Below are 18,181 nucleotides of genomic sequence, written 5' to 3'. Positions count from 1 at the left end.
CGCCGCGGGCCACCAGCATCTGGCACAGCAGCCGCCAGTCCATCTGCGCGCGCAGGCCCGGTTCCAGCGCCGCCAGCCGCTCCAGCGCCGCCTCGTGCAGCCGCGCGCCGTTCTCGCAGTTGGCCAGGTAGATCTGGCACATGTGGACCATGTGCTGGTTGCCCAAGCCCTGCCAGAGCGACAGCGCCCGCTGGTGCAGCGCCATGCAGCCGTCGAAGTCGCGCCAGTCGTGGCAGGCGAAGCCCTGCATCGTCAGGATGCGGGCCAGCAGGTCGTCGTCGCCGGCGGCGAGGGCCAGGTCATGCGCGGTGCTCAAGCGGTCCACCACGCCTTCGGCCGCATGGCTCAGGCGCCAGCGGGCTCGGGCGGCGGCATACAGCGCCATCGCGCGCCAGGGCGCCTGCGGCGGGCACAGCGCCAGGCCGCGCTCGGCATGGTCGACCGCCTCGCCGCTGCGGCCGGTACTGAACAACAGGGCGCCGAGCACGCTGTGGCCCTGGCCGCGCAGGTCGGCATCCTGGCAAGCCTCGGCCGCCCGCGCCAGGTCGGCCAGGCCGGCGGCCGGCAGGCCCACGGCCTCGAAGGCGCGCCACAGCAGGCACACCAGCCGCACCGCGTCCTGCGGCGCCTCGTCGCGCAGCGCACTGGCCAGCGCGGCCAGCACGTTCGGCGTCTCCTGGCGCAGGGCGGTCAGCGAGGGCGTGGCCGGCAGCGCGGTGGCCCAGGCGATCAGCCAGGCGCGATGGCGGGCAGCCAGGTGCCGCGCGTCCTCGTCCCGCAGTTGCTGCGCCGCGAACTCGCGCACCGGCTCCAGGCAGGTGTAGCGGCTGCGGCCCTCGGCGTCGCGGACGCCCAGCAGCGAGTGGCTGACCAGCTCGTCCAGGCGCAGGCTGATCTCGCCGAGGGGCCGCTCGCAGATCGCTGCAACTGCCGCGGCCGTGAAGCCGCCCTGGAAGACGGTGATCGCCGCCAGCAGCGCAGCCTGGTGCGCATCGAGCAGCCGCCAGCTCCAGGCCACGACCGCCTGCATCGACGCATGCCGCTGACTGTCGGCGTTAGCGCTGCGGCCCCGCGAGCTGCGCGCCAGCAGGGCCAGGGCCTGGCCGCCGGGCTGCGGGTGGCTGCGGCTCTCGCGCAGCAGCTCGGCCAGGGCCGCCGGGGCGAGGCTGCGCACGCGGGCGGCGGCCAGCTCGATGGCCAGCGGCAGGCCGTCCAGCAGATGGGCCAGTTCGGTCAGCGCGGCCAGGTTGCTGCCGCGCAGTTGGAAATCGGCGCGGGCCGCGCGGGCGCGGTCGACGAAGAGGGCGATCGCCGGATTGCCCGCGGCTTCGGCCAGCGACTCGCCCTTGCCGGGCAGGGCCAGCGGGCCGAGCGGGAACTCGCGTTCGCCATCCAGGCCCAGCACGCGCCGCGACGTGACCAGCAGGTGCAGCCGCGGCAGGGCGGCGAGCAACTGCGCCAGCAGTTCGGCCGCGCCAGCCTCCAGCTGCTCGAAGTTGTCCAGCACCAGCAGCGCGCGGCGCTCGGCCAGCGTGCCGATCAGCGGCGCCAGCGGGTTGGTCTCGCTGGGCTGCAGCTGCAGGCTGCCGAGCAGGCCGTCCAGCAGCTGCGACTGCGTCGTCGCGGCGGCCAGCGGCACGAAGACGACCGGCGCGAAGCCGGCCCCGGCCGCCCGCTGAGCGAGGTCGACGGCCAGCCGCGTCTTGCCGCTGCCGCCCGGCCCCAGCAGCGTCACCAGCCGATGCGACTGCAGCGCGGCTTCGAGGGCCTGGCGCTCCGGCTCGCGGCCGAAGAAGCGGGTCAGGTATTGCGGCAGCAGCGTGCCGGCATGGTCGGGGGCGCGCGGCGGGGGCGATGCAGTCGCTACCGGCGCCAGAGCGGTGACCGGCGCACGCTCCTGCGGCGCGCGATCGAACAGCGCCTGCAGCCGCAGCCGTTCCTCGGCGATCCAGTCGTCGTAGAAGCCCGGTATCAGCTCGCCGGCATAGAGCTCCAGGGCCTGCCCGTGCTGCCCCGCGCGCAGGCAGTGCTCGAACTGCAGGGCGTCGCAGGCCAGCACGCCGGGCAGCAGGCGCAGGCCCATGCGATCAGCCTGCAGCACGGGCCGCGCGATGGGCCCGGGCGGCTCCAGCAGCTGGCGCAGCGCGAACAGGGCCTGGCGCAGGCGGTTGCGGCCCACCTCAAGCTCGACGCCGGGCCACAGCAGCTCGATCAGCTCCTCGCGCGGATGGGTGCGCGCCGGCTGCAGCGCGAGCCGCGCCAGCAGGGACGCGACGCTGCGGCTGCCGAGCTGGCCGATGTGGTCCGGGCCGCGCTGCAGGCTGACGGCGCCCAGCAGGCGCAGGCGCCAGACGTCGAAGGGGGCGTAGGGGGCATCCATGAGGGCGTGCTGAGCCGGGCGAGGTTAACGCCCGGCACTGTTCGCGTCGCCTGCCCGCATACCGCTTATTTCGGGGGTTATGCACCCGGCGCGGGCACCCGATGCACCGCTATCGAATCCCCTCATTCGGGAGTTTCCCCATATCGGGGAGAATGCCGGCGCGAGATTTCAGGGAAACGATTCGATGCAAAAGATCTGGTTGGACCACTACCCCGCTGGCGTGCCGGCGGAGATCAATGCGGATCTGTATCCGTCGCTGGTGGAGTTGATGGCCCACGCCTTCCGCGGTTTCCCGCAGCGGCCGGCCTACAAGATGATGGGCGCCACGCTCACCTTCGCCGAGCTGGACGAAGCCTCGCAGGCGCTGGCGGCCTACCTGCAGGGCCTGGGCCTCGAGAAGGGCGACCGCGTCGCGGTGATGATGCCCAACGTCTTCCAGTACCCGGTGGCCGTGGCCGCGATCCTGCGCGCCGGCTATGTGGTGGTGAACGTCAACCCGCTGTACACGCCGCGCGAGCTGGAGCACCAGCTGAAGGACTCCGGCGCCAAGGCGATCGTGATCCTGGAGAACTTCGCCGCCACGCTGCAGCAGGTGATCGCCAACGTGCCGACCAAGCATGTCGTGCTGGCCTCGATGGGCGAGATGCTGGGCTTCGCCAAGGGCCTGATCGTCGACCTGGTCGTGCGCAAGGTGAAGAAGCTGGTGCCGGCCTTCGAGCTGCCCGGCGCGGTGCGCTTCAAGGCGGCACTGTCCATCGGCCGTTCCGGCCGCTACACGGCGCCGCAGGTCAGCGCCAGCGACATCGCGGTGCTGCAGTACACCGGCGGCACCACCGGCGTCAGCAAGGGCGCGGTGCTGCTGCATCGCAACCTGGTGGCCAACACGCTGCAGGCCGAGGCCTGGTACCAGCCCGCGCTGAAGAAGATCCCCGCCGGCGAGCAGCTGAACACGGTGGCCTCGCTGCCGCTGTATCACATCTTCGGCTTCACGGCGAACATGATGCTGTCCATGCACCTGGGCGGCTGCAACATCATGATCCCGAACCCGCGCGACCTGCCGGCGATGTTCAAGGAACTGGGCGGGCACCGCGTGCACAGCCTGCCGGCGGTCAACACGCTGTTCCTCGCGATGGCCAACCACAAGGACTTCGCCACGGTGGACTGGAGCCACCTGGTGATGTCGGTGGGCGGCGGCATGGCGGTGCAGCAGGCCGTGGCCAAGCTGTGGCTGGAGAAGACCGGCTGCCCGATCGTCGAAGGTTACGGCCTGTCGGAGACCTCGCCGGTGGCCAGCTGCAACCCGACCGACAGCACCGCCTACAGCGGCACCATCGGCCTGCCGGTCTCCAACACCGAGATGTGCCTGCTCGACGACGATGGCGCAGAGGTGCCGGCCGGCGCCGCCGGCGAGATCGCGATCCGCGGCCCGCAGGTGATGGCCGGCTACTGGCAGCGCCCGGACGAGACCGCCAAGGTGATGACCGCCGACGGCTACTTCCGCACCGGCGACGTCGGCATGGTCGACGAGCGCGGCTACTTCCGCATCGTCGACCGCAAGAAGGACATGATCCTGGTCAGCGGCTTCAACGTCTATCCGAACGAGATCGAGGACGTGCTGACGCTGATGCCCGGCGTGCTGGAAGCGGCGGCCGTGGGCGTGCCCGACGCCAAGGCCGGCGAGGCGGTGAAGGTCGTCATCGTGCGCAAGAACCCGGCGCTGACCGAAGCCGAGGTGCGCGCCTACTGCGAGGCCAACCTGACCGGCTACAAGCGGCCCAAGGTGATCGAGTTCCGCAACGAGCTGCCGAAGACGCCGGTGGGCAAGATCCTCCGACGCGAGCTCAGGGACAAGGCCGCGCCGACCGCCTGAGCGGCGTTAAGCTGGCAGCCCCTCAAGACCCGACCCCATCGTGCTCGAACAGCGCTACCGCAAGACCGAGGCCGGACGTGCCGAGATCCGCGCCCGCTCGCTCGTCGAACTCTCCCGCAGCGGCCGCAACCTGCTGCTGGTGATCGACGGCAGCCGCAGCGCGGCCGAGTGGCTGTCGATGGTGCAGGGCTCGACGGCGGGCGACGTGCAACTGCTGCTGGCCCACGGCCTGATCGCACTGCAGACCGGGGCTGCGGCGGCCCCTCCCGCGGCGGCTGCCGCGCCCCCCGCAGCGGCACCGGTGCCCGCGGCGGCTCCGGCGAGCCCGCTCGGCTACGCTGAGCTATACAGTTATCTCACCGGACACGCCCGCCAGTACCTGGGCCTGATCAAGGGCTACCGGATGGTGCTGGACGTCGAGCGCTGCACCGACCTGACGGCGCTGCAGGAGCTGGCCGAGCGCTTCGCGATCGAGGTCGAGAAGGACAAGGGCGCGGACGTGGCCCGCGAGGTCCGGCAAGCCCTCGGCCTGCGCCTCTGATCCTGTTTCTCTTCCTGCTGCCATGCCACGTTTCCATGTCGACCAGCCGCTCGGTGCGGCGGGTTCCGAACTGAGCCTTCCGCCGGGCGCCGCCCGCCATGTGCAGGTGCTGCGCCTGCAGCCGGGCGAGTCGATCACGCTGTTCGACGGCAGCGGCGACGAGTGGCAGGCCGAGGTGCTGGCGATGGGCCGCAGCGAGGTCACGGTGCGTCTGGGCGAGCGGGCGGCCGTGCAGCGCGAGCTGGCGCAGGACGTGACGCTGGCCGTCGTGATGCCCGCCAACGACCGCATGGACGGCATCGTCGAGAAGGCCACCGAGCTGGGCGCCTTCGCGATCCGGCCGCTGATGAGCGAGCGATCGGTGCTGCGCCTGGCGGGCGACCGTGCCGCCAAGAAGGTGGGGCACTGGCAGGGCGTGGCGGTGGCGGCCTGCGAGCAGAGCGGGCGCACGCGGGTGACGAGGATCGAACCGGTGATGACGCTGGCCGCCTGGCTGCAGGCGCTTGACGTGACGCCACCGGCTGGTGAGCGCCGCTGGCTGCTGAGCCCGACCTCGGCGCAAGCGCTGTCCGCGCAGGCGGCCGCGCCGCGGACGCTGGTGCTCAGCGGTCCCGAAGGCGGCCTCTCGGGCGCCGAGGAAGACGCGGCCCGCGCCCGCGGCTTCGTTGCGATGAAGCTCGGCCCGCGCATCCTGCGCGCCGACACCGCGCCGCTGGCCGTGCTGGGCTGGCTGGCCCTGAGCGAGCCATCAAGTTAGTGAGTGAAGTCGCCGGTGGAGTCGGCGACAGTTGAGCGACGAGTTTCCTGGGGAGAGAAGAACATGCCTGTCATCGGTGGCCTGGGCCTGCACATCCTGCTGGCGCTGTTCTGTGCGGTGCACGCCGTGCGATCGGGACAGCAGCTGTACTGGCTGATCATCCTGTTCATGTTCCCGCTGCTCGGCAGCCTGGTCTACTTCTTCGTCATCTACCTGCCGAACTCGCGCCTGGACCGCGGCGCGCGCAAGGCCGTGTCGGCCGCTGCCAAGGCGCTGGACCCGACCAAGGAACTGCGCGCCGCCCGCGCCGACTACGACGAGGTGCCCACCGCGCAGAACCAGATGCGCCTGGCCGCCGCGCTGCTGGAGGCCGGCCAGCCCGAGGAAGCCGGGCGGCTCTATGAGGGCGGGCTCAAGGGACCCTTCGCCTCCGATCCGGAGCTGCGCTACGGCGCCGCCCGGGCCTTCGTCGAATCTCAGCGTTATGCCGACGCGCTGGTCCATCTGGAGGAACTTCGTCGCTCGCGCCCGGACTACCGGCCCGATGCGATCGCGCTGCTGCTGGCGCGCAGCTACGCCGGCAGTTCCCGCGGCGCCGAGGCACGGGAGGAATTCGAGCGCACGGTGCAGCGCTTCGGCACCTTCGAGGCCCACGCGGAATACGCGATCTGGGCGCTGGCCACCGGCGACACGGCCACGGCGGCCCGCCTGCAGACGGAGATGGACAAGATGATCGCCCGCTGGAACGCGCTGAGCCGCCAGCTCAACGACCCGGTGCTGCGCCGGCTCAAGGCGGCGCAACAGCTGGCCCGCTCCTGATCAGTTTTCTTCTTCTTCGCCCGCGGGCTTGGGCTTGCGCGCCGAGCCGGCCACCAGGTCGAAGCGGAACATCCGGCACTCGATCGGGCCGTTCCACATCGGGATCTTGCGCGATTCCTTGAGCCGCATCTTGCTCGGCAGCTTCATGTCCGGGCACAGCAGCCAGGCGGTCCAGCCGGCCGGGTTCTGCGTGTAGGCGCGCTTCCAGTGGGTGGCCAGGCGGGGGAAGAAGTCGTCGCCCGCGTCTCGCGCCTCGGAGCCGCCGGCATCGCGGCTCATCGTCATGTTGCCGGCCTTGCCGCGCACCTCGATCCGCTCGCCGTAGGGCGGGTTCATCACGATGGAGCCGGGCATGCCCTCGGGCAGCTGCGGCGCCGGGCGCTCCAGCGCATCGCCGCCGTTGAACTGGATGTACTTCGCCACGCCGGCGCGCTCGGCATTGCGCCGCGAGAAGTCGACCATGCGGAAGGACACGTCGCTGCAGAAGATGGGCACGGCGGGTTCGTGCTCGCGTGCCTTGGCTTCCTGCTTCAGCTGCTGCCAGCGGCCGCGCAGCGCGGCGAAGGGCAGCTGGCGCTCGAAGGCGAAGCGGCGCTGCTGGCCGGCGGCCATGCCGCAGGCGATCTGGGCGGCCTCGATGGCGATGGTGCCGGAGCCGCAGCAGGGGTCGTGCAGCGCGCCGCCGGTTTCGGGCGTGCCCTGCCAGCCGGCGGCGGCCAGCATCGCGGCAGCCAGCGTCTCCTTCAGCGGGGCGTCGCCCTTGTCCTCGCGCCAGCCGCGCTTGAAGAGAGGCTCGCCGGAGGTGTCCACATAGATGACCGCATCGGTCGGGCCCACGTGCACCAGCACCGGCAGGTCCGGCAGGCGGGTATCGACGCTGGGGCGCTCGCCGGTGGCGTCGCGCAGCACGTCGCAGATGGCGTCCTTGATGCGCAGCGTGGTGAAGTTCAGGCTCTTCAGCGGCGAACGCTGGGCCACGATGTCCACCCGGATCGTGTGCTGCGGCGTGATCCATTGGGTCCAGTCGATGCCGCGCACGATGGCGTAGATGTCGTCCTCGTGCCGGTAGGAGCCCCCTCCGATCTCGACCAGCACGCGCTGCGCGAGCCGGCTCTCGAGGTTGAGCTTCATCACGCCCTCGGCATTGCTCTTGACGCTGACGCCGCCGCGCAGCGCCTCGGTGTGCTGCTTGGGGAGGATGGCGCGGACTTCCTGTTCCAGCAGCGGCTCCACGCCGCCGGGGCAGGAGAGGAACAGGTACAGGGTTTCTTTTTCGAACGGGGCGGACATGGCGCGATTGTCCCATCCCGCTTGAACTCGGGGCTTTGGCCGCCATCTGGGCCTTCTGATTGAAAGGATGCCCCGATGGGTGCTCGCGAAGACTCGATCGCACTGGATGCCTATTCCGCCACCGTCACGCGCGTGGCGCAGACGGCCGGTCGCGCCGTGGCCCACATCAAGATGCGCGGCGGCAGCGGCTCGGGTTTCCTGTTCACGCCGGACGGCTTCGCGCTGAGCAATGCGCATGTCGTGCAGGGCGCGAGCGAGTACCGCGCGGCCTTTGCCGACGGTACCGAGAGCTCGGCGCGGCTGGTCGGGCTGGATACGTCCACGGACATCGCCGTGCTGCGCCTGGAAGGCCATCCGCCGGCCTTCCTGGAGCTGGGCAGCTCGGCGGACCTGCAGCCGGGCCAGTTGGTCGTGGCGGTGGGCAACCCGCTGGGCTTCGACTTCACCGTCACCGCCGGCATCGTCAGCGCCCTGGGCCGCAGCCTGCCGGCGCGCGGCGGCGGCCTGGTGGAAGACGTGATCCAGACCGACGTGGCGCTGAACCCCGGCAACTCGGGCGGCCCGCTGCTGGACGGCGCCGCGAGGGTGATCGGCGTGAACACGGCGGTAATCCCTTCCGCCCAGGGCCTGGCCTTCGCGGTGTCCGTCGATACCGCCCGCTGGGTGGCCGGCGAGCTGATGCGCCACGGCGCGGTGCGTCGCGGGCGCCTGGGCGTGCAATGCGCGGCGATGGCGCTGCCACGCCGCTGGCTGCGCGAGAACGCCTGGCCCGCGGCCACAGGCCTGCGCCTCGTGGACGTGGTGGCGGGCGGCCCGGCCGCCGCGGCAGGCCTGAAGTCGGGCGACATCCTGATCGGCTGCGACGGGCAGCCGCTGGCGCAACTGTCCGATCTCCTGAAGCGCCTCGCCGGCGAAGGCTACGGCCGCCCGCTGGCGCTGAAGCTGCTGCGCCCGGTGACCGGGGTGCTGACGACGATGTACCTGAGCGTCAGGCCCGCCGCCTGATCGATCACATCGACTTGCGCAGGTTCGCCGGCGCGATCTTCAGCGCCTCGCGGTACTTGGCGACGGTGCGCCGCGCCACCTGGATGCCCTGCTCCTCCAGCATGCTGGACAGCGCGCTGTCGGACAGCGGCTTGTTGTTGTCCTCGGCGGCGACGAACTGCTTGATCAGCGCCCGCACCGCGGTGCTTGACGCATTGCCGCCCGCCTCGGTGTTCAGCCCCGAGCCGAAGAAGTACTTCAGCTCGAAGGTGCCGAAGCTGGTGGCCATGTACTTGGCCGTCGTTACCCGCGAGATGGTGGACTCGTGCAGGCCCAGCTCGTCGGCAATCTCGCGCAGCACCAGCGGCTTCATCGCCAGCTCGCCGTGGGTGAAGAAGCCCTTCTGCCGCTCGACGATGGCCTGCGAGACGCGCAGGATGGTGTCGAAGCGCTGCTGGATGTTCTTGATGAACCAGCGCGCCTCCTGCAGCTGGCCGCCCAGGGCGCTGTTGCTGATGCCGCCGCGCGTGGCGCGCAGCGCGTTGGCGTAGAGCTCGTTGATGCGCAGCTTGGGCGCCACGTCCGGGTTCAGCATCACGCGCAGCTCGCGCCCGACCTTGCGCACGATCACGTCTGGCACCACCGCCTGGGCCTGGCCGCGGGCGAAGCGGCGGCCGGGCTTGGGCTCCAGCGCGGTGATCAGGCCCTGGGCCTCGCGCAGCAGCGCCTCGTCGGCGCCGGTCAGCGCCATCAGGCGCTTGCTGTCGCGCTTGGCCAGCAGCTCCAGGTGCTGCTTGCAGATCAGGATGGCGATCACCTGGCAGGCGCTGCGCTGCTGGGCGCGCAGCTGCAGCACCAGGCATTCGGACAGGTCGCGCGCGCCGACGCCGGCCGGGTCCATGTGCTGAAGCCACTTCAGCGCGATGCGCAGGTGGTCCAGCAGTTCCTCCTGGTCCTCGGGATCTTCGCCGCCGAGTGCCAGGGCGATGTCCTCGAGGCTGTCTTCGAGGTAGCCGTCGTCGTTCAGCGACTCGATCAGCACGTGCAGCGCCGTGCGGTCCGCCGCGGACAGGCCCATGCCGGCGAGCTGCTGGACCAGGTGCTCCTGCAGGCTGATGTCGGCGGACTCCTGCTCGTTGCGGTCGCCGTCCTCGTCGCCGCTGCCCTGGCCGCTGCCGGCGCTGCTGCTGGAGGGCAGTTCGCGGATGCCGTCGAAGTCGTCCTGCTCGGTGCCGTTCTCCCAGTCGTCGCGCTCGGTGGTGCCGAAGTCCTCGGCCTTGATCTCGGGCGTGTTCTCGGCTTCGGCGCCGCCGCCGACCTCGAGGTCCGCGCCGCTGTCCTCGCCGCTGCTGGCCGCGGTGCGGGGCGGGTCCAGCTCGGGCGCGGTGGCGGTGAAGTCCTCGTCGGCCTCGAGCAGCGGGTTCTGCGCCAGCATCTGCTCGACTTCCTGGTGCAGTTCCAGGGTCGACAGCTGCAGCAGCCGGATTGACTGCTGAAGCTGGGGCGTCAGCGCCAGATGCTGACTGAGGCGGACCTGGAGGGAGGGCTTCATCGTCGTCCGTCTGGCTTTACATCCGGAAGTTCTCGCCGAGGTACACCTTGCGCACGTCGGCGTTGGCGACGATCTCGGCCGGGGTGCCCTCGGCCAGCACGGTGCCCTCGCTGATGATGTAGGCGCGGTCGCAGATGCCCAGCGTCTCGCGCACGTTGTGGTCGGTGATCAGCACGCCGATGCCGCGCGCCTTCAGGAAGCCGATGATGCGCTGGATCTCCAGCACGGCGATCGGGTCCACGCCGGCGAAGGGCTCGTCCAGCAGGATGAAGCGCGGCTGCGTGGCCAGCGCCCGGGCGATCTCGACGCGCCGGCGTTCGCCGCCGGAAAGGGCCGGGGCCGGGCTGTCGCGCAGCTTCTCGATGGAGAGGTCGTGCAGCAGGCCGTCCAGCAACTCCTGGATGCGTTTGGCCTTCAGCGGCTTGCCGTCGTCGTCCTGCTGCAGTTCCAGCACCGCGCGGATGTTCTCCTCGACGGTCAGCTTGCGGAAGATCGAGGCCTCCTGCGGCAGGTAGGACAGGCCCAGGCGGGCGCGCTGGTGGATCGGCAGGCGCTGGACCTCGCGGCCGTCGATGCGGATCTGGCCGGCATCGGCCCGCACCAGGCCGACGATCATGTAGAAGCTGGTGGTCTTGCCGGCGCCGTTGGGGCCCAGCAGGCCGACGACCTCGCCGCTGTGCACGTCCACGTGGACGTTCTTGACCACGCGGCGCACGCCGTAGGTCTTTGCCAGGCCTTCCGCCTCCAGGCGGCTGGCGGTATCAACCATCGCGGAAGTCATTGGACGATCCTCCGCGCTGCGCGCTCCGGAGCCGAGCGCTTGGGACGGCCCGGCGCGCTCATGACGGCTTGCGCGGCTGCAGCACGAGGCTGGGCTTCAGCGGCACGCCGGAGGCGGCGGGCTCGGCGGCTTCAGGTGCGCTGGCGGCGCGCGGCATCAGCACCAGGCGCGAGCGGCCGCCGGTGTTGGGCGAGGCGTTGCCGCCCTCCACCGCGAAGACCTCGGTGCGCTTGTCATAGATGATGGCGGCGCCGGTGACCTCGTCTGTGACCTGCGTGCCGCGCAGGCGGCGCACCTGGGCCTTGCCCACGAAGCGCACGGTGTCGGCGCGGGTGTCGTATTCGAGCTGATCGGCCGAACCTTCGATGAACTCGCCGGGCGTGTCGCGCGACTGGCGGAAGCTGACCTGCTTGGCCGCGGTGCCGTTGGCATAGGCCTGGTAGTAGCCGTCCGGCGTCTCGCGGACGTCGACCCGCTCGGCCCGCAACACCATCGTGCCCTGCGTGAGGATGACGTCGCCGTTGAGCTCGGTGCGGTGGTTGGCCAGGTCGGCCTGGCCGGGACGGTCGGAGGTGACCACCAGCGGCTTCAGCCGGTCACCCTTCTCGGCCTGGACCGGGCCGGTCGCCAGCGAGGCGATCAGCAGCAGGGTCAGGGGCGGCAGCGGGAGGCGGGGCAGGTTTTTCATCGGCGGCACAGATCTTGCAGAACATTCTAGCCCGCACATCGGGCCAGTCCGGCGAGTGATTTGTGCCGCTGTTGTAGGCGCGCCGCCCCGCGGAATCAGCCCTTGCGGGCCAGCTTGACGAGGTACTCGGCCACGGAGATGGCGTTCTTGCCCAGGGTTTCTTCGTTCAAGCCACTGATGCCGGTGCCGGCCATCGAGGGCGAGGTGACGAAGCGGCCGCCGATCGCCAGCGTGGGCACGCCGTCGATGCGGTAGTCCTCGCTGAGCTTGGTGGCGGCCTGCGCCTTGGTCTGCACGCCGAAGGAGTTGAAGGCGGCCTTGAACTTGACCGGATCCACGCCCAGCTTGGTCACCATCGCGGTGATCGAGGCCTCGTCGGTCAGGCTCAGGCGCTGCACGTGGAAGGCGTTGAAGATGCCGGCGTGGACCTGGGCTTCGACACCCAGCGCCTCCAGCGCGAAGAACAGGCGCTGGTGCAGCTTGACCATCGCGTTGAAGCCCACGTGGACGCGGCGGAAGGCCACGTCGGCCGGCAGCTGCTTGACCCAGGCTTCCAGCGTCGGGTCGAAGACGAAGCAGTGCGGGCAGCCGTACCAGAAGAACTCGATCACCTCGATCTTGCCCGGCGGCGTGGGCAGCGGCTGGCCCATGCGCTGGTACTGCCGGCCTTCGACCGGCCCGCCCTGGGCGATGGCGGCGCCCGGCGCCACCAATGCGGACAGGGCCGGAGCGCCCAGCAGGGCAGCGGAGAAATGGCGGCGACGCAGCAACATGGCAGGTTTTCCTTGGGCGAAACGGATGTGTCGGGACAGCTTAGCGAAGGCTGGCTTAGTGCCGCCTTAACGGGGTATCGGAGCGGTTCGCTGACCGAACGCAGATCATTCAGCGCTGGACGCGGACCAGATTGGTTTCCACGCCGGCGGCCTCGACCTTGCGCTGCAGGTCCTCGGCCTCGGCGCGGCCGTCCAGCGGGCCCATGCGCACGCGGTAGACGGTGCGGCCGGCCTGCTCGCGCTCCAGCACCTTGGCGGCGAAGCCCTGCATGGCCAGCTTGGCGCGCTGCTGCTCGGCGTCCTCGGCCTGGGTGTAGGCACCGGCCTGGACGAAGTAGACGTACGGGTCGTTGCCGCCGGACATGGCGGCGCTGGCGGCGGCCAGGGCCTTGTCGGCCGGCTTCTTCGTGGCGTCGGCCTTGGAGGCGGCCGGTGCCGCGGGTGCGGCGGCGACCGGCGGCGCCGTGGCGGGCGCCACGGCGTTGTCCGCTGGGGCAGGCGCAGGGACGGCGGTGCCGCCGACCGTGCCGCTGGCGGCCTTGGCGCCCGACTTGCTGGCCAGCGGCGCGTTCGGATCCCAGTTCTTGTTGCGCAGCGCCTCCTCGGCGTCCTGCTCGGCGGTGCGCTGCGGCACCTTGTTGATGAAGGGCACCGGCACCTTGGTGATGTACAGCGCCACGCCCAGCGCCACTGCCAGGCCCAGCAGCAGGCCGACGATCAGGCCGAGGACGAAGCCGCCGCGCTGTTCCTGCCTCTTGTTGTTGCTGCTGCCACTGCCCTTCTTGCCACCGTTGCCGCTCATGCGTTCTCCGTTGCTGCCGTCGCTTCTCGAGACATCTGATCAGGCGCGCTGACGCCCAGCACCTGCAGGCCGTTGCGCAGCACCTGGCGGGTCGCCGCCAGCAGCGCCACGCGCGCCTGGGTCAGGGCGGGCGCCTGGTCCAGCACGCGCTCGGCCGCATAGTAGCTGTGGAAGGCGGCGGCCAGATCGCGCAGGTAGAAGGCCACATCGTGCGGGGCCAGGCCCTCGGCGGCGCCGGCCAGCATGCGCGGGTAGTCGGCCAGCTTGAGCATCAGCGCCAGCTCGGTCGGGGCGTTCAGCAGGCCCAGGTCGGCGCTGTTCAGCGTGGTCTCGTCGCCGCCCCAATTGCGGATGATCGAGCAGATGCGCGCATGGGCGTACTGCACGTAGAAGACCGGGTTCTCGTCGTTCTGCTTCAGCGCGAGGTCGACGTCGAAGACGAACTCGGTGTCGGCCTTGCGGCTGATCAGGAAGAAGCGCACCGCGTCGCGGCTGGTCCAGTCGACCAGGTCGCGCAGCGTCACGTAGCTGCCGGCGCGCTTGGAGATCTTGACCTCCTCGCCGCCGCGCATCACGGTGACCATCTTGTGCAGCACGTAGTCGGGGAAGCCCTGCGGGATGCCGATGTCCAGCGCCTGCAGGCCGCCGCGCACGCGGGCGATGGTGCCGTGGTGGTCGGTGCCCTGCACGTTGATGCACTTGGTGAAGCCGCGCTGGAACTTGATCGTGTGGTACGCAACGTCCGGCACGAAGTAGGTGTAGCCACCTTCGGACTTGCGCATCACGCGGTCCTTGTCGTCCCCGTATTCGGTGGTGCGCAGCCACAGCGCGCCGCCCTCCTCGAAGGTCTTGCCCTTGGCGATCAGCGCCTGCACGGTGTTCTCGACCGCGCCGGAGCTGTAGAGGCTGGTCTCGAGGAAGTAGTTGTCGAACTTGAGGCCGAAGGCCTGCAGGTCCAGGTCCTGCTCGCGGCGCAGGTAGGCCACGGCGAAGCCGCGGATGCTGTCCAGGTCCTCGATGTCGCCGCTGGCGGTGAAGGCGCGGTCGTCGGCCTGGATCGATTCCTTGCGCAGGAAGGCGTCGGCGATGTCCTGGATGTAGTCGCCGTTGTAGGCGCTCTCGGGCCAGCCGGCGTCGCCGGGCTTCAGGCCCTTCAAGCGGCACTGCGTCGAGTTGGCCAGCGTGGCGATCTGCACGCCGGCATCGTTGTAGTAGAACTCGCGGGTGACGTCGGCGCCCTGCGTCGTGAACAGGTTGCACAGCGCATCGCCCAGCGCGGCCTGGCGCGCGTGGCCGACGTGCAGCGGGCCGGTCGGGTTTGCCGAGACGAACTCGACCATCACATGGCGGCCGTCACTGGCCTGGGTGCCGAAGCCGGCGCCGCCGGCCAGCACCTCGGCCACCACCGACTGCTTGGCAGCGGGCTTCAGGCGGATGTTGATGAAGCCGGGGCCGGCGATCTCCAGCGACTCGACCCAGCGCCCGAAGGCCGGCTTGGCCTGCAGCGCGGCGATCAGCGCCTGTGCCAGTTCGCGCGGGTTCTTCTTGAGCGGTCGCGCCAGCTGCATGGCCGCCGTGCAGGCGAAGTCGCCGTGGCTGGCCTGCTTGGGCGATTCGAAGGCGGCGGCCAGTTCGGCGCCGGGGCTCAATTCCTGGATGGCTTCGCCCAGGGCGGCGAGCAGTTCCTGCTTGGCTTGGATCATGGGGCGATTCTAATTTGCCGCTGGTTATCATCCCGGGCATGTCGTCCCTGGACTCCAGCCTAACGCTTGATTCAAGCGTCAACCTGCCCGCGCGCATCGGGCGCTACAAAGTGCAGCGCCAGCTCGGGGAGGGCGCGACCAGCGACGTCTTCCTGGCGCTGGACGAGTTCAAGGGCCGCGAGGTCGCGATCAAGCGCATGCGCGGCTGGGCCGCTCGCGCCGAGGCCGGGCAGCAGGGCGACTACAGCCTGCATTTCTACGCGGCGGAGGCGGCGCTGGCAGGGCGGCTGCAGCATCCGAACGTCGTGCAGATCCTGGATGCGGTGCCCGACCCCGAGCAGCCCTACCTGGTGATGGAGTACGTGCCGGGCCTGACGCTGAAGCACTTCTGCCGCAGCGACCGCCTGCTGCCGCTGGACCAGATCGTGGAACTGGGCTTCAAGTGCGCGATGGCGCTGAGCTACGTGTTCCGCCAGGGCGTGATCCACCGCGACGTGAAGCCGGCCAACCTGCTGGTGGTGCTGGACAACCAGGGCCACGTCACCGACGTCAAGGTCAGCGACTTCGGCTCCGCGCTGAACCTCCATTCGGACACGACCCAGGTGCACCGTGTCGGCTCGCTGGCCTTCATGCCGCCGGAGCAGATCGAGGGCGGCGACGTCGACTGCCGGGCCGACATCTACTCGCTCGGCGCCGTGCTCTACAACCTGGTGGCCGGCCGTCCGCCCTTCGACGCGCCCAACCAGATGGCGCTGATGCACCAGATCTACCATCAGCAGCCCGCCTCGCTGGTGGACCTGCGCGGCGGTGTGACGCCGGAGCTGGATGCCGTCATCGCCAAGGCGCTGGCCAAGCACCCGGCCGAACGCTACCTGGACTGGGAGAGCTTCGGCCGCGCGCTGTCCGACCTGGTCGCCAAGCAACTGGTGCCGCTGGCGCGGCTGCACGAGGTCAAGGACTCGGAGCGCTTCAACATGCTGCGCGAGCTGGAGTTCTTCGCCGACTTCGGCGATGTGGAGCTCTGGGAGGTGGTGCACCGCGCGCGCTGGCGCCGCTATCCTCTGGAGCACGCGCTCTACAAGAAGGGCCAGGAAGGCAACACCTTCCACATCATCGCCCAGGGGGCGGTGGAGGTCTGGCGCGATGGCGCCAAGGTGGCGACGCTGGGCAAGGGCACCTCGGTCGGCGAGATGGCGTACCTGGCGCCTAACCCCGATCTTCGACGTCACAGCACCGACATCCGCGTCAGCGAGCAGTGCACGACGATCTCGTTCACGCCCGACTCGCTGGGCCTGCTGAGCCCCGAGTGCCAGCACCGCTTCGATCGCGCCTTCATCCAGGTGCTGGTGCGCCGGCTGCATGCGGCGCACGAGTCGATGGCCCACCCGCGGCGCATCCTCTGAGCGAGCGATCGTAAAAACTGACAGCGCGGGCCCCCACGAAACCGCGTTGCCCGGCTCGCGGGCCGCTGCTGCAATGAACTTCCCTCAACGCAATGCCCAGCCCCTGGGAAGGAAGTTCCGCATGATGAAGAAGCCCCTGATCAGCCTGATCGTCCTGGCCGTCGCCGCGCTCGGCAGCGGTGCCGCCATGGCCAAGGATTCCGCCGCCCGCACCGCGCAGCGCGAGAGGATGAAGACCTGCAATGCCGACGCCAAGGCGGCCAACAAGAAGGGCGCCGACCGCAAGGCCTTCATGAAGGAATGCCTGAGCGCCAAGAAGGCCTGAGCACCTTCCGTTTGCCGAGCCTTTGGTTTGGCGACCCTTCGGTTTATCGAACCTTCGGTTTGGCGAACCTTCGGTTTCAAACGCTTACCAGGGAGGCCCCGCGCGGGTCTCCTTTTCATTTGCGCGATGCGTTGCACAGCGGCCATTCAATCTTGTCCGCCTGTCGCGGGCGTGCTTGAATGCCCTTGGCCACCTGGCCATCCAACGCAAAGGAAAACCGCATGAAATCCCTGTCACGCATCGTCTTTGCCACCGCCCTGGCCGCGATCTTCTCCGTCGCCCACGCCGCGGACGCCACCTGCGACGCCCAGGCCAAGGACAAGAAGCTGCATGGCGCCGCCAAGACCAGCTTCCTGAAGAAGTGCAATGCCGACACGGCGGCCGCGGCGCCGGCCAGCGGCAGCGCGGCCTGCGAGGCCAAGGCGGGTGAGAAGAAGCTGCATGGCGCTGCCAAGACCAGCTTCGTCAAGAAATGCGTGGCCGACTCGGCCAAGGGCTGAGCGCCTCCGTTTTTTTCTCTCTCAGCTCGCCTTCGATGCGGCAGCCGGCGTCCAGTACGCCGCGCTGCCGTATTTCATTTTCAGCATGTCGATCCACAGGCGCACCCGCAGCGGCAGATGCTTGGCATGGGGGAACAGCGCGTAGATGCCGTTCGGCGCGGCGGCGAAGTGGTCCAGCACGCTGACCAGGCGGCCGGCGGCGATGTCCAGTTCCACCTCCCAGGTGCTGCGCCAGGCGATGCCCATGCCGGCCAGGCACCAGTCGTGCAGCACTTGGCCGTCGCTGCAGTCGAGCCGGCCGCTGGGGCGCAGGTGGGTCAGCGCACCGTCGACGATGAAGGCCCAGCCGCGGGTCTGGCTGGCGTCGGAGCTGAGCGTCAGGCAGGAGTGGCGGGACAGCTCCGATGGGTGCTTCGGAGTGCCGGCCCGCTTCAGATAGGCCGGCGTGGCCACGCACAGGCGACGGTTGTCGGCCAGCCGGGTGCTGACAAGGCTTGAATCCGGCAGGTCACCGACCCGCACGGCGCAGTCGAAGCCCTCGTTGACGATGTCGACCACCCGGTCGCTGAGGTTCAGCGAGACGCTGACGTCGGGGTGCCGGGCCAGGAACTCCGGGATCAGCGGCGCCACATGACGTCGGCCGAAACCGGCCGGGGCGGTGATGCGCAAATGCCCGCTGGCCTTGACCCCGCCAGCGCTGACGCTGGATTCGGCATTGGCCAGCTCGGCGAGCAGTCGCTGGCAGTCTTCCAGGAAGGCGCTGCCCTCGTGCGTCAGCGAGATGCGGCGCGTCGTGCGCACCAGCAGCTTGACGCCCAGGCGCTCCTCCAGCGCGTCGATGCGGCGCCCCATCACCGCGGGTGCGACGCCTTCTCCCAGCGCGGCAGCGGTCAGGCTGCCCTTGGTGGCAACGGCAACGAAGGATTCGATCTGCTTCAGGCGGTCCATCGCTCTGGCCTTCTTAGGTTCGATTCCCGCAGTTTAGTCATGGATTCCATGCTTTGGCGTGTATG

General features: G+C 70.0%; 17 protein-coding genes. 8 read left to right on the top strand and 9 right to left on the bottom strand.

Annotated elements, in window-relative coordinates; genetic code table 11:
• Positions 1–2,380 (bottom strand): AAA family ATPase (locus B0W88_RS08925; protein ID WP_144006679.1); only part of this gene is annotated, 2,380 nt, incomplete at its 3' end.
• 184 nt (positions 2,381–2,564) lie between these two features.
• Here B0W88_RS08925 and B0W88_RS08920 point away from each other — a divergent pair.
• From B0W88_RS08920 to B0W88_RS08905, 4 genes are all read left to right on the top strand, one after another.
• Entirely contained in the window at positions 2,565–4,250 is a 1,686-nt protein-coding gene (locus tag B0W88_RS08920) for a long-chain-fatty-acid--CoA ligase (protein ID WP_077034312.1), read from the top strand.
• A gap of 40 nt (positions 4,251–4,290) precedes the next feature.
• Entirely contained in the window at positions 4,291–4,791 is a 501-nt protein-coding gene (locus B0W88_RS08915; protein WP_077034311.1) for a hypothetical protein, read from the top strand.
• A gap of 22 nt (positions 4,792–4,813) precedes the next feature.
• Positions 4,814–5,548, top strand: a complete 735-nt coding sequence (locus B0W88_RS08910) for a 16S rRNA (uracil(1498)-N(3))-methyltransferase (RefSeq protein WP_077034310.1) — start codon at positions 4,814–4,816, stop codon at positions 5,546–5,548.
• A gap of 63 nt (positions 5,549–5,611) precedes the next feature.
• A complete protein-coding gene (locus B0W88_RS08905; RefSeq protein WP_077034309.1) occupies positions 5,612–6,367 on the top strand; it encodes a tetratricopeptide repeat protein in 756 nt (251 codons plus the stop codon).
• Here B0W88_RS08905 and B0W88_RS08900 read toward each other — a convergent pair whose 3' ends face one another.
• The gene (locus B0W88_RS08900; RefSeq protein WP_077034308.1) at positions 6,368–7,657 is read right to left on the bottom strand and encodes a class I SAM-dependent RNA methyltransferase; all 1,290 of its coding nucleotides are present in this window, start codon (positions 7,655–7,657) and stop codon (positions 6,368–6,370) included. It abuts the gene before it with no gap.
• A 75-nt stretch (positions 7,658–7,732) separates the two neighbouring features.
• Here B0W88_RS08900 and B0W88_RS08895 point away from each other — a divergent pair, with 75 nt between their 5' ends.
• Positions 7,733–8,662 (top strand): S1C family serine protease, encoded by a 930-nt coding sequence (locus tag B0W88_RS08895; protein ID WP_077034307.1) that lies wholly within the window; start codon positions 7,733–7,735, stop codon positions 8,660–8,662.
• 4 nt (positions 8,663–8,666) lie between these two features.
• Here the strand turns inward: B0W88_RS08895 and B0W88_RS08890 are convergent, their stop codons facing one another.
• The 6 genes from B0W88_RS08890 to argS form a co-directional block, all read right to left on the bottom strand.
• Entirely contained in the window at positions 8,667–10,193 is a 1,527-nt protein-coding gene (locus B0W88_RS08890; RefSeq protein ID WP_077034306.1) for an RNA polymerase factor sigma-54, read from the bottom strand.
• 16 nt (positions 10,194–10,209) lie between these two features.
• A complete protein-coding gene (gene lptB, locus B0W88_RS08885; RefSeq protein ID WP_077034305.1) occupies positions 10,210–10,974 on the bottom strand; it encodes an LPS export ABC transporter ATP-binding protein in 765 nt (254 codons plus the stop codon).
• A 58-nt stretch (positions 10,975–11,032) separates the two neighbouring features.
• Positions 11,033–11,662 (bottom strand): lipopolysaccharide transport periplasmic protein LptA, encoded by a 630-nt coding sequence (gene lptA, locus B0W88_RS08880; protein ID WP_077034304.1) that lies wholly within the window; start codon positions 11,660–11,662, stop codon positions 11,033–11,035.
• A 95-nt stretch (positions 11,663–11,757) separates the two neighbouring features.
• The gene (locus B0W88_RS08875; RefSeq protein WP_144006678.1) at positions 11,758–12,435 is read right to left on the bottom strand and encodes a thiol:disulfide interchange protein DsbA/DsbL; all 678 of its coding nucleotides are present in this window, start codon (positions 12,433–12,435) and stop codon (positions 11,758–11,760) included.
• 109 nt (positions 12,436–12,544) lie between these two features.
• Positions 12,545–13,237 carry an SPOR domain-containing protein gene (locus tag B0W88_RS08870; protein ID WP_077034303.1) on the bottom strand — a complete coding sequence of 231 codons (693 nt, stop codon included), beginning with the start codon at positions 13,235–13,237 and terminating at the stop codon, positions 12,545–12,547.
• On the bottom strand, positions 13,234–14,940 hold the full coding sequence (argS, locus tag B0W88_RS08865; RefSeq protein WP_077034302.1) for an arginine--tRNA ligase: 1,707 nt from the start codon (positions 14,938–14,940) through the stop codon (positions 13,234–13,236). Before argS ends, B0W88_RS08870 begins: the two co-directional genes overlap by 4 nt.
• Before the next feature lie 38 nt (positions 14,941–14,978).
• On the opposite strand from argS, the gene B0W88_RS08860 reads away from it, so the two are divergent.
• The 3 genes from B0W88_RS08860 (at position 14,979) to B0W88_RS08850 (ending at position 17,168) form a co-directional block, all read left to right on the top strand.
• The gene (locus B0W88_RS08860; RefSeq protein ID WP_077034301.1) at positions 14,979–16,343 is read left to right on the top strand and encodes a serine/threonine-protein kinase; all 1,365 of its coding nucleotides are present in this window, start codon (positions 14,979–14,981) and stop codon (positions 16,341–16,343) included.
• A gap of 124 nt (positions 16,344–16,467) precedes the next feature.
• The gene (locus B0W88_RS32550; protein ID WP_083748666.1) at positions 16,468–16,668 is read left to right on the top strand and encodes a PsiF family protein; all 201 of its coding nucleotides are present in this window, start codon (positions 16,468–16,470) and stop codon (positions 16,666–16,668) included.
• A gap of 221 nt (positions 16,669–16,889) precedes the next feature.
• Positions 16,890–17,168, top strand: coding sequence for a hypothetical protein (locus tag B0W88_RS08850; RefSeq protein ID WP_077034300.1), 279 nt, complete (start codon positions 16,890–16,892; stop codon positions 17,166–17,168).
• Positions 17,169–17,189: 21 nt separating this feature from the next.
• Here B0W88_RS08850 and B0W88_RS08845 read toward each other — a convergent pair whose 3' ends face one another.
• Positions 17,190–18,116: a LysR family transcriptional regulator gene (locus B0W88_RS08845; protein ID WP_077034299.1), complete on the bottom strand. Its 927-nt coding sequence runs from the start codon at positions 18,114–18,116 to the stop codon at positions 17,190–17,192.
• Positions 18,117–18,181: the final 65 nt, after the last annotated feature.

This window comes from Pelomonas sp. KK5 (assembly GCF_001984095.1).
In the GTDB taxonomy this organism is placed as follows: Bacteria; Pseudomonadota; Gammaproteobacteria; order Burkholderiales; family Burkholderiaceae_C; genus KK5.
Note: the sequence above shows the minus strand (reverse complement) of the source record. Positions and strands in the feature narration are given on the sequence as shown.

Coding starts and splice junctions, on each gene's coding strand:
- B0W88_RS08920 (WP_077034312.1), top strand. CDS start 2,565: ATGCAAAAGATCTGGTTGGACCACTACCCCGCTGGCGTGCCGGCGGAG.
- B0W88_RS08910 (WP_077034310.1), top strand. CDS start 4,814: ATGCCACGTTTCCATGTCGACCAGCCGCTCGGTGCGGCGGGTTCCGAA.
- B0W88_RS08905 (WP_077034309.1), top strand. CDS start 5,612: ATGCCTGTCATCGGTGGCCTGGGCCTGCACATCCTGCTGGCGCTGTTC.
- B0W88_RS08900 (WP_077034308.1), bottom strand. CDS start 7,657: ATGTCCGCCCCGTTCGAAAAAGAAACCCTGTACCTGTTCCTCTCCTGC.
- B0W88_RS08895 (WP_077034307.1), top strand. CDS start 7,733: ATGGGTGCTCGCGAAGACTCGATCGCACTGGATGCCTATTCCGCCACC.
- B0W88_RS08890 (WP_077034306.1), bottom strand. CDS start 10,193: ATGAAGCCCTCCCTCCAGGTCCGCCTCAGTCAGCATCTGGCGCTGACG.
- lptB (WP_077034305.1), bottom strand. CDS start 10,974: ATGACTTCCGCGATGGTTGATACCGCCAGCCGCCTGGAGGCGGAAGGC.
- lptA (WP_077034304.1), bottom strand. CDS start 11,662: ATGAAAAACCTGCCCCGCCTCCCGCTGCCGCCCCTGACCCTGCTGCTG.
- B0W88_RS08875 (WP_144006678.1), bottom strand. CDS start 12,435: ATGTTGCTGCGTCGCCGCCATTTCTCCGCTGCCCTGCTGGGCGCTCCG.
- B0W88_RS08870 (WP_077034303.1), bottom strand. CDS start 13,237: ATGAGCGGCAACGGTGGCAAGAAGGGCAGTGGCAGCAGCAACAACAAG.
- argS (WP_077034302.1), bottom strand. CDS start 14,940: ATGATCCAAGCCAAGCAGGAACTGCTCGCCGCCCTGGGCGAAGCCATC.
- B0W88_RS08860 (WP_077034301.1), top strand. CDS start 14,979: ATGTCGTCCCTGGACTCCAGCCTAACGCTTGATTCAAGCGTCAACCTG.
- B0W88_RS32550 (WP_083748666.1), top strand. CDS start 16,468: ATGAAGAAGCCCCTGATCAGCCTGATCGTCCTGGCCGTCGCCGCGCTC.
- B0W88_RS08850 (WP_077034300.1), top strand. CDS start 16,890: ATGAAATCCCTGTCACGCATCGTCTTTGCCACCGCCCTGGCCGCGATC.
- B0W88_RS08845 (WP_077034299.1), bottom strand. CDS start 18,116: ATGGACCGCCTGAAGCAGATCGAATCCTTCGTTGCCGTTGCCACCAAG.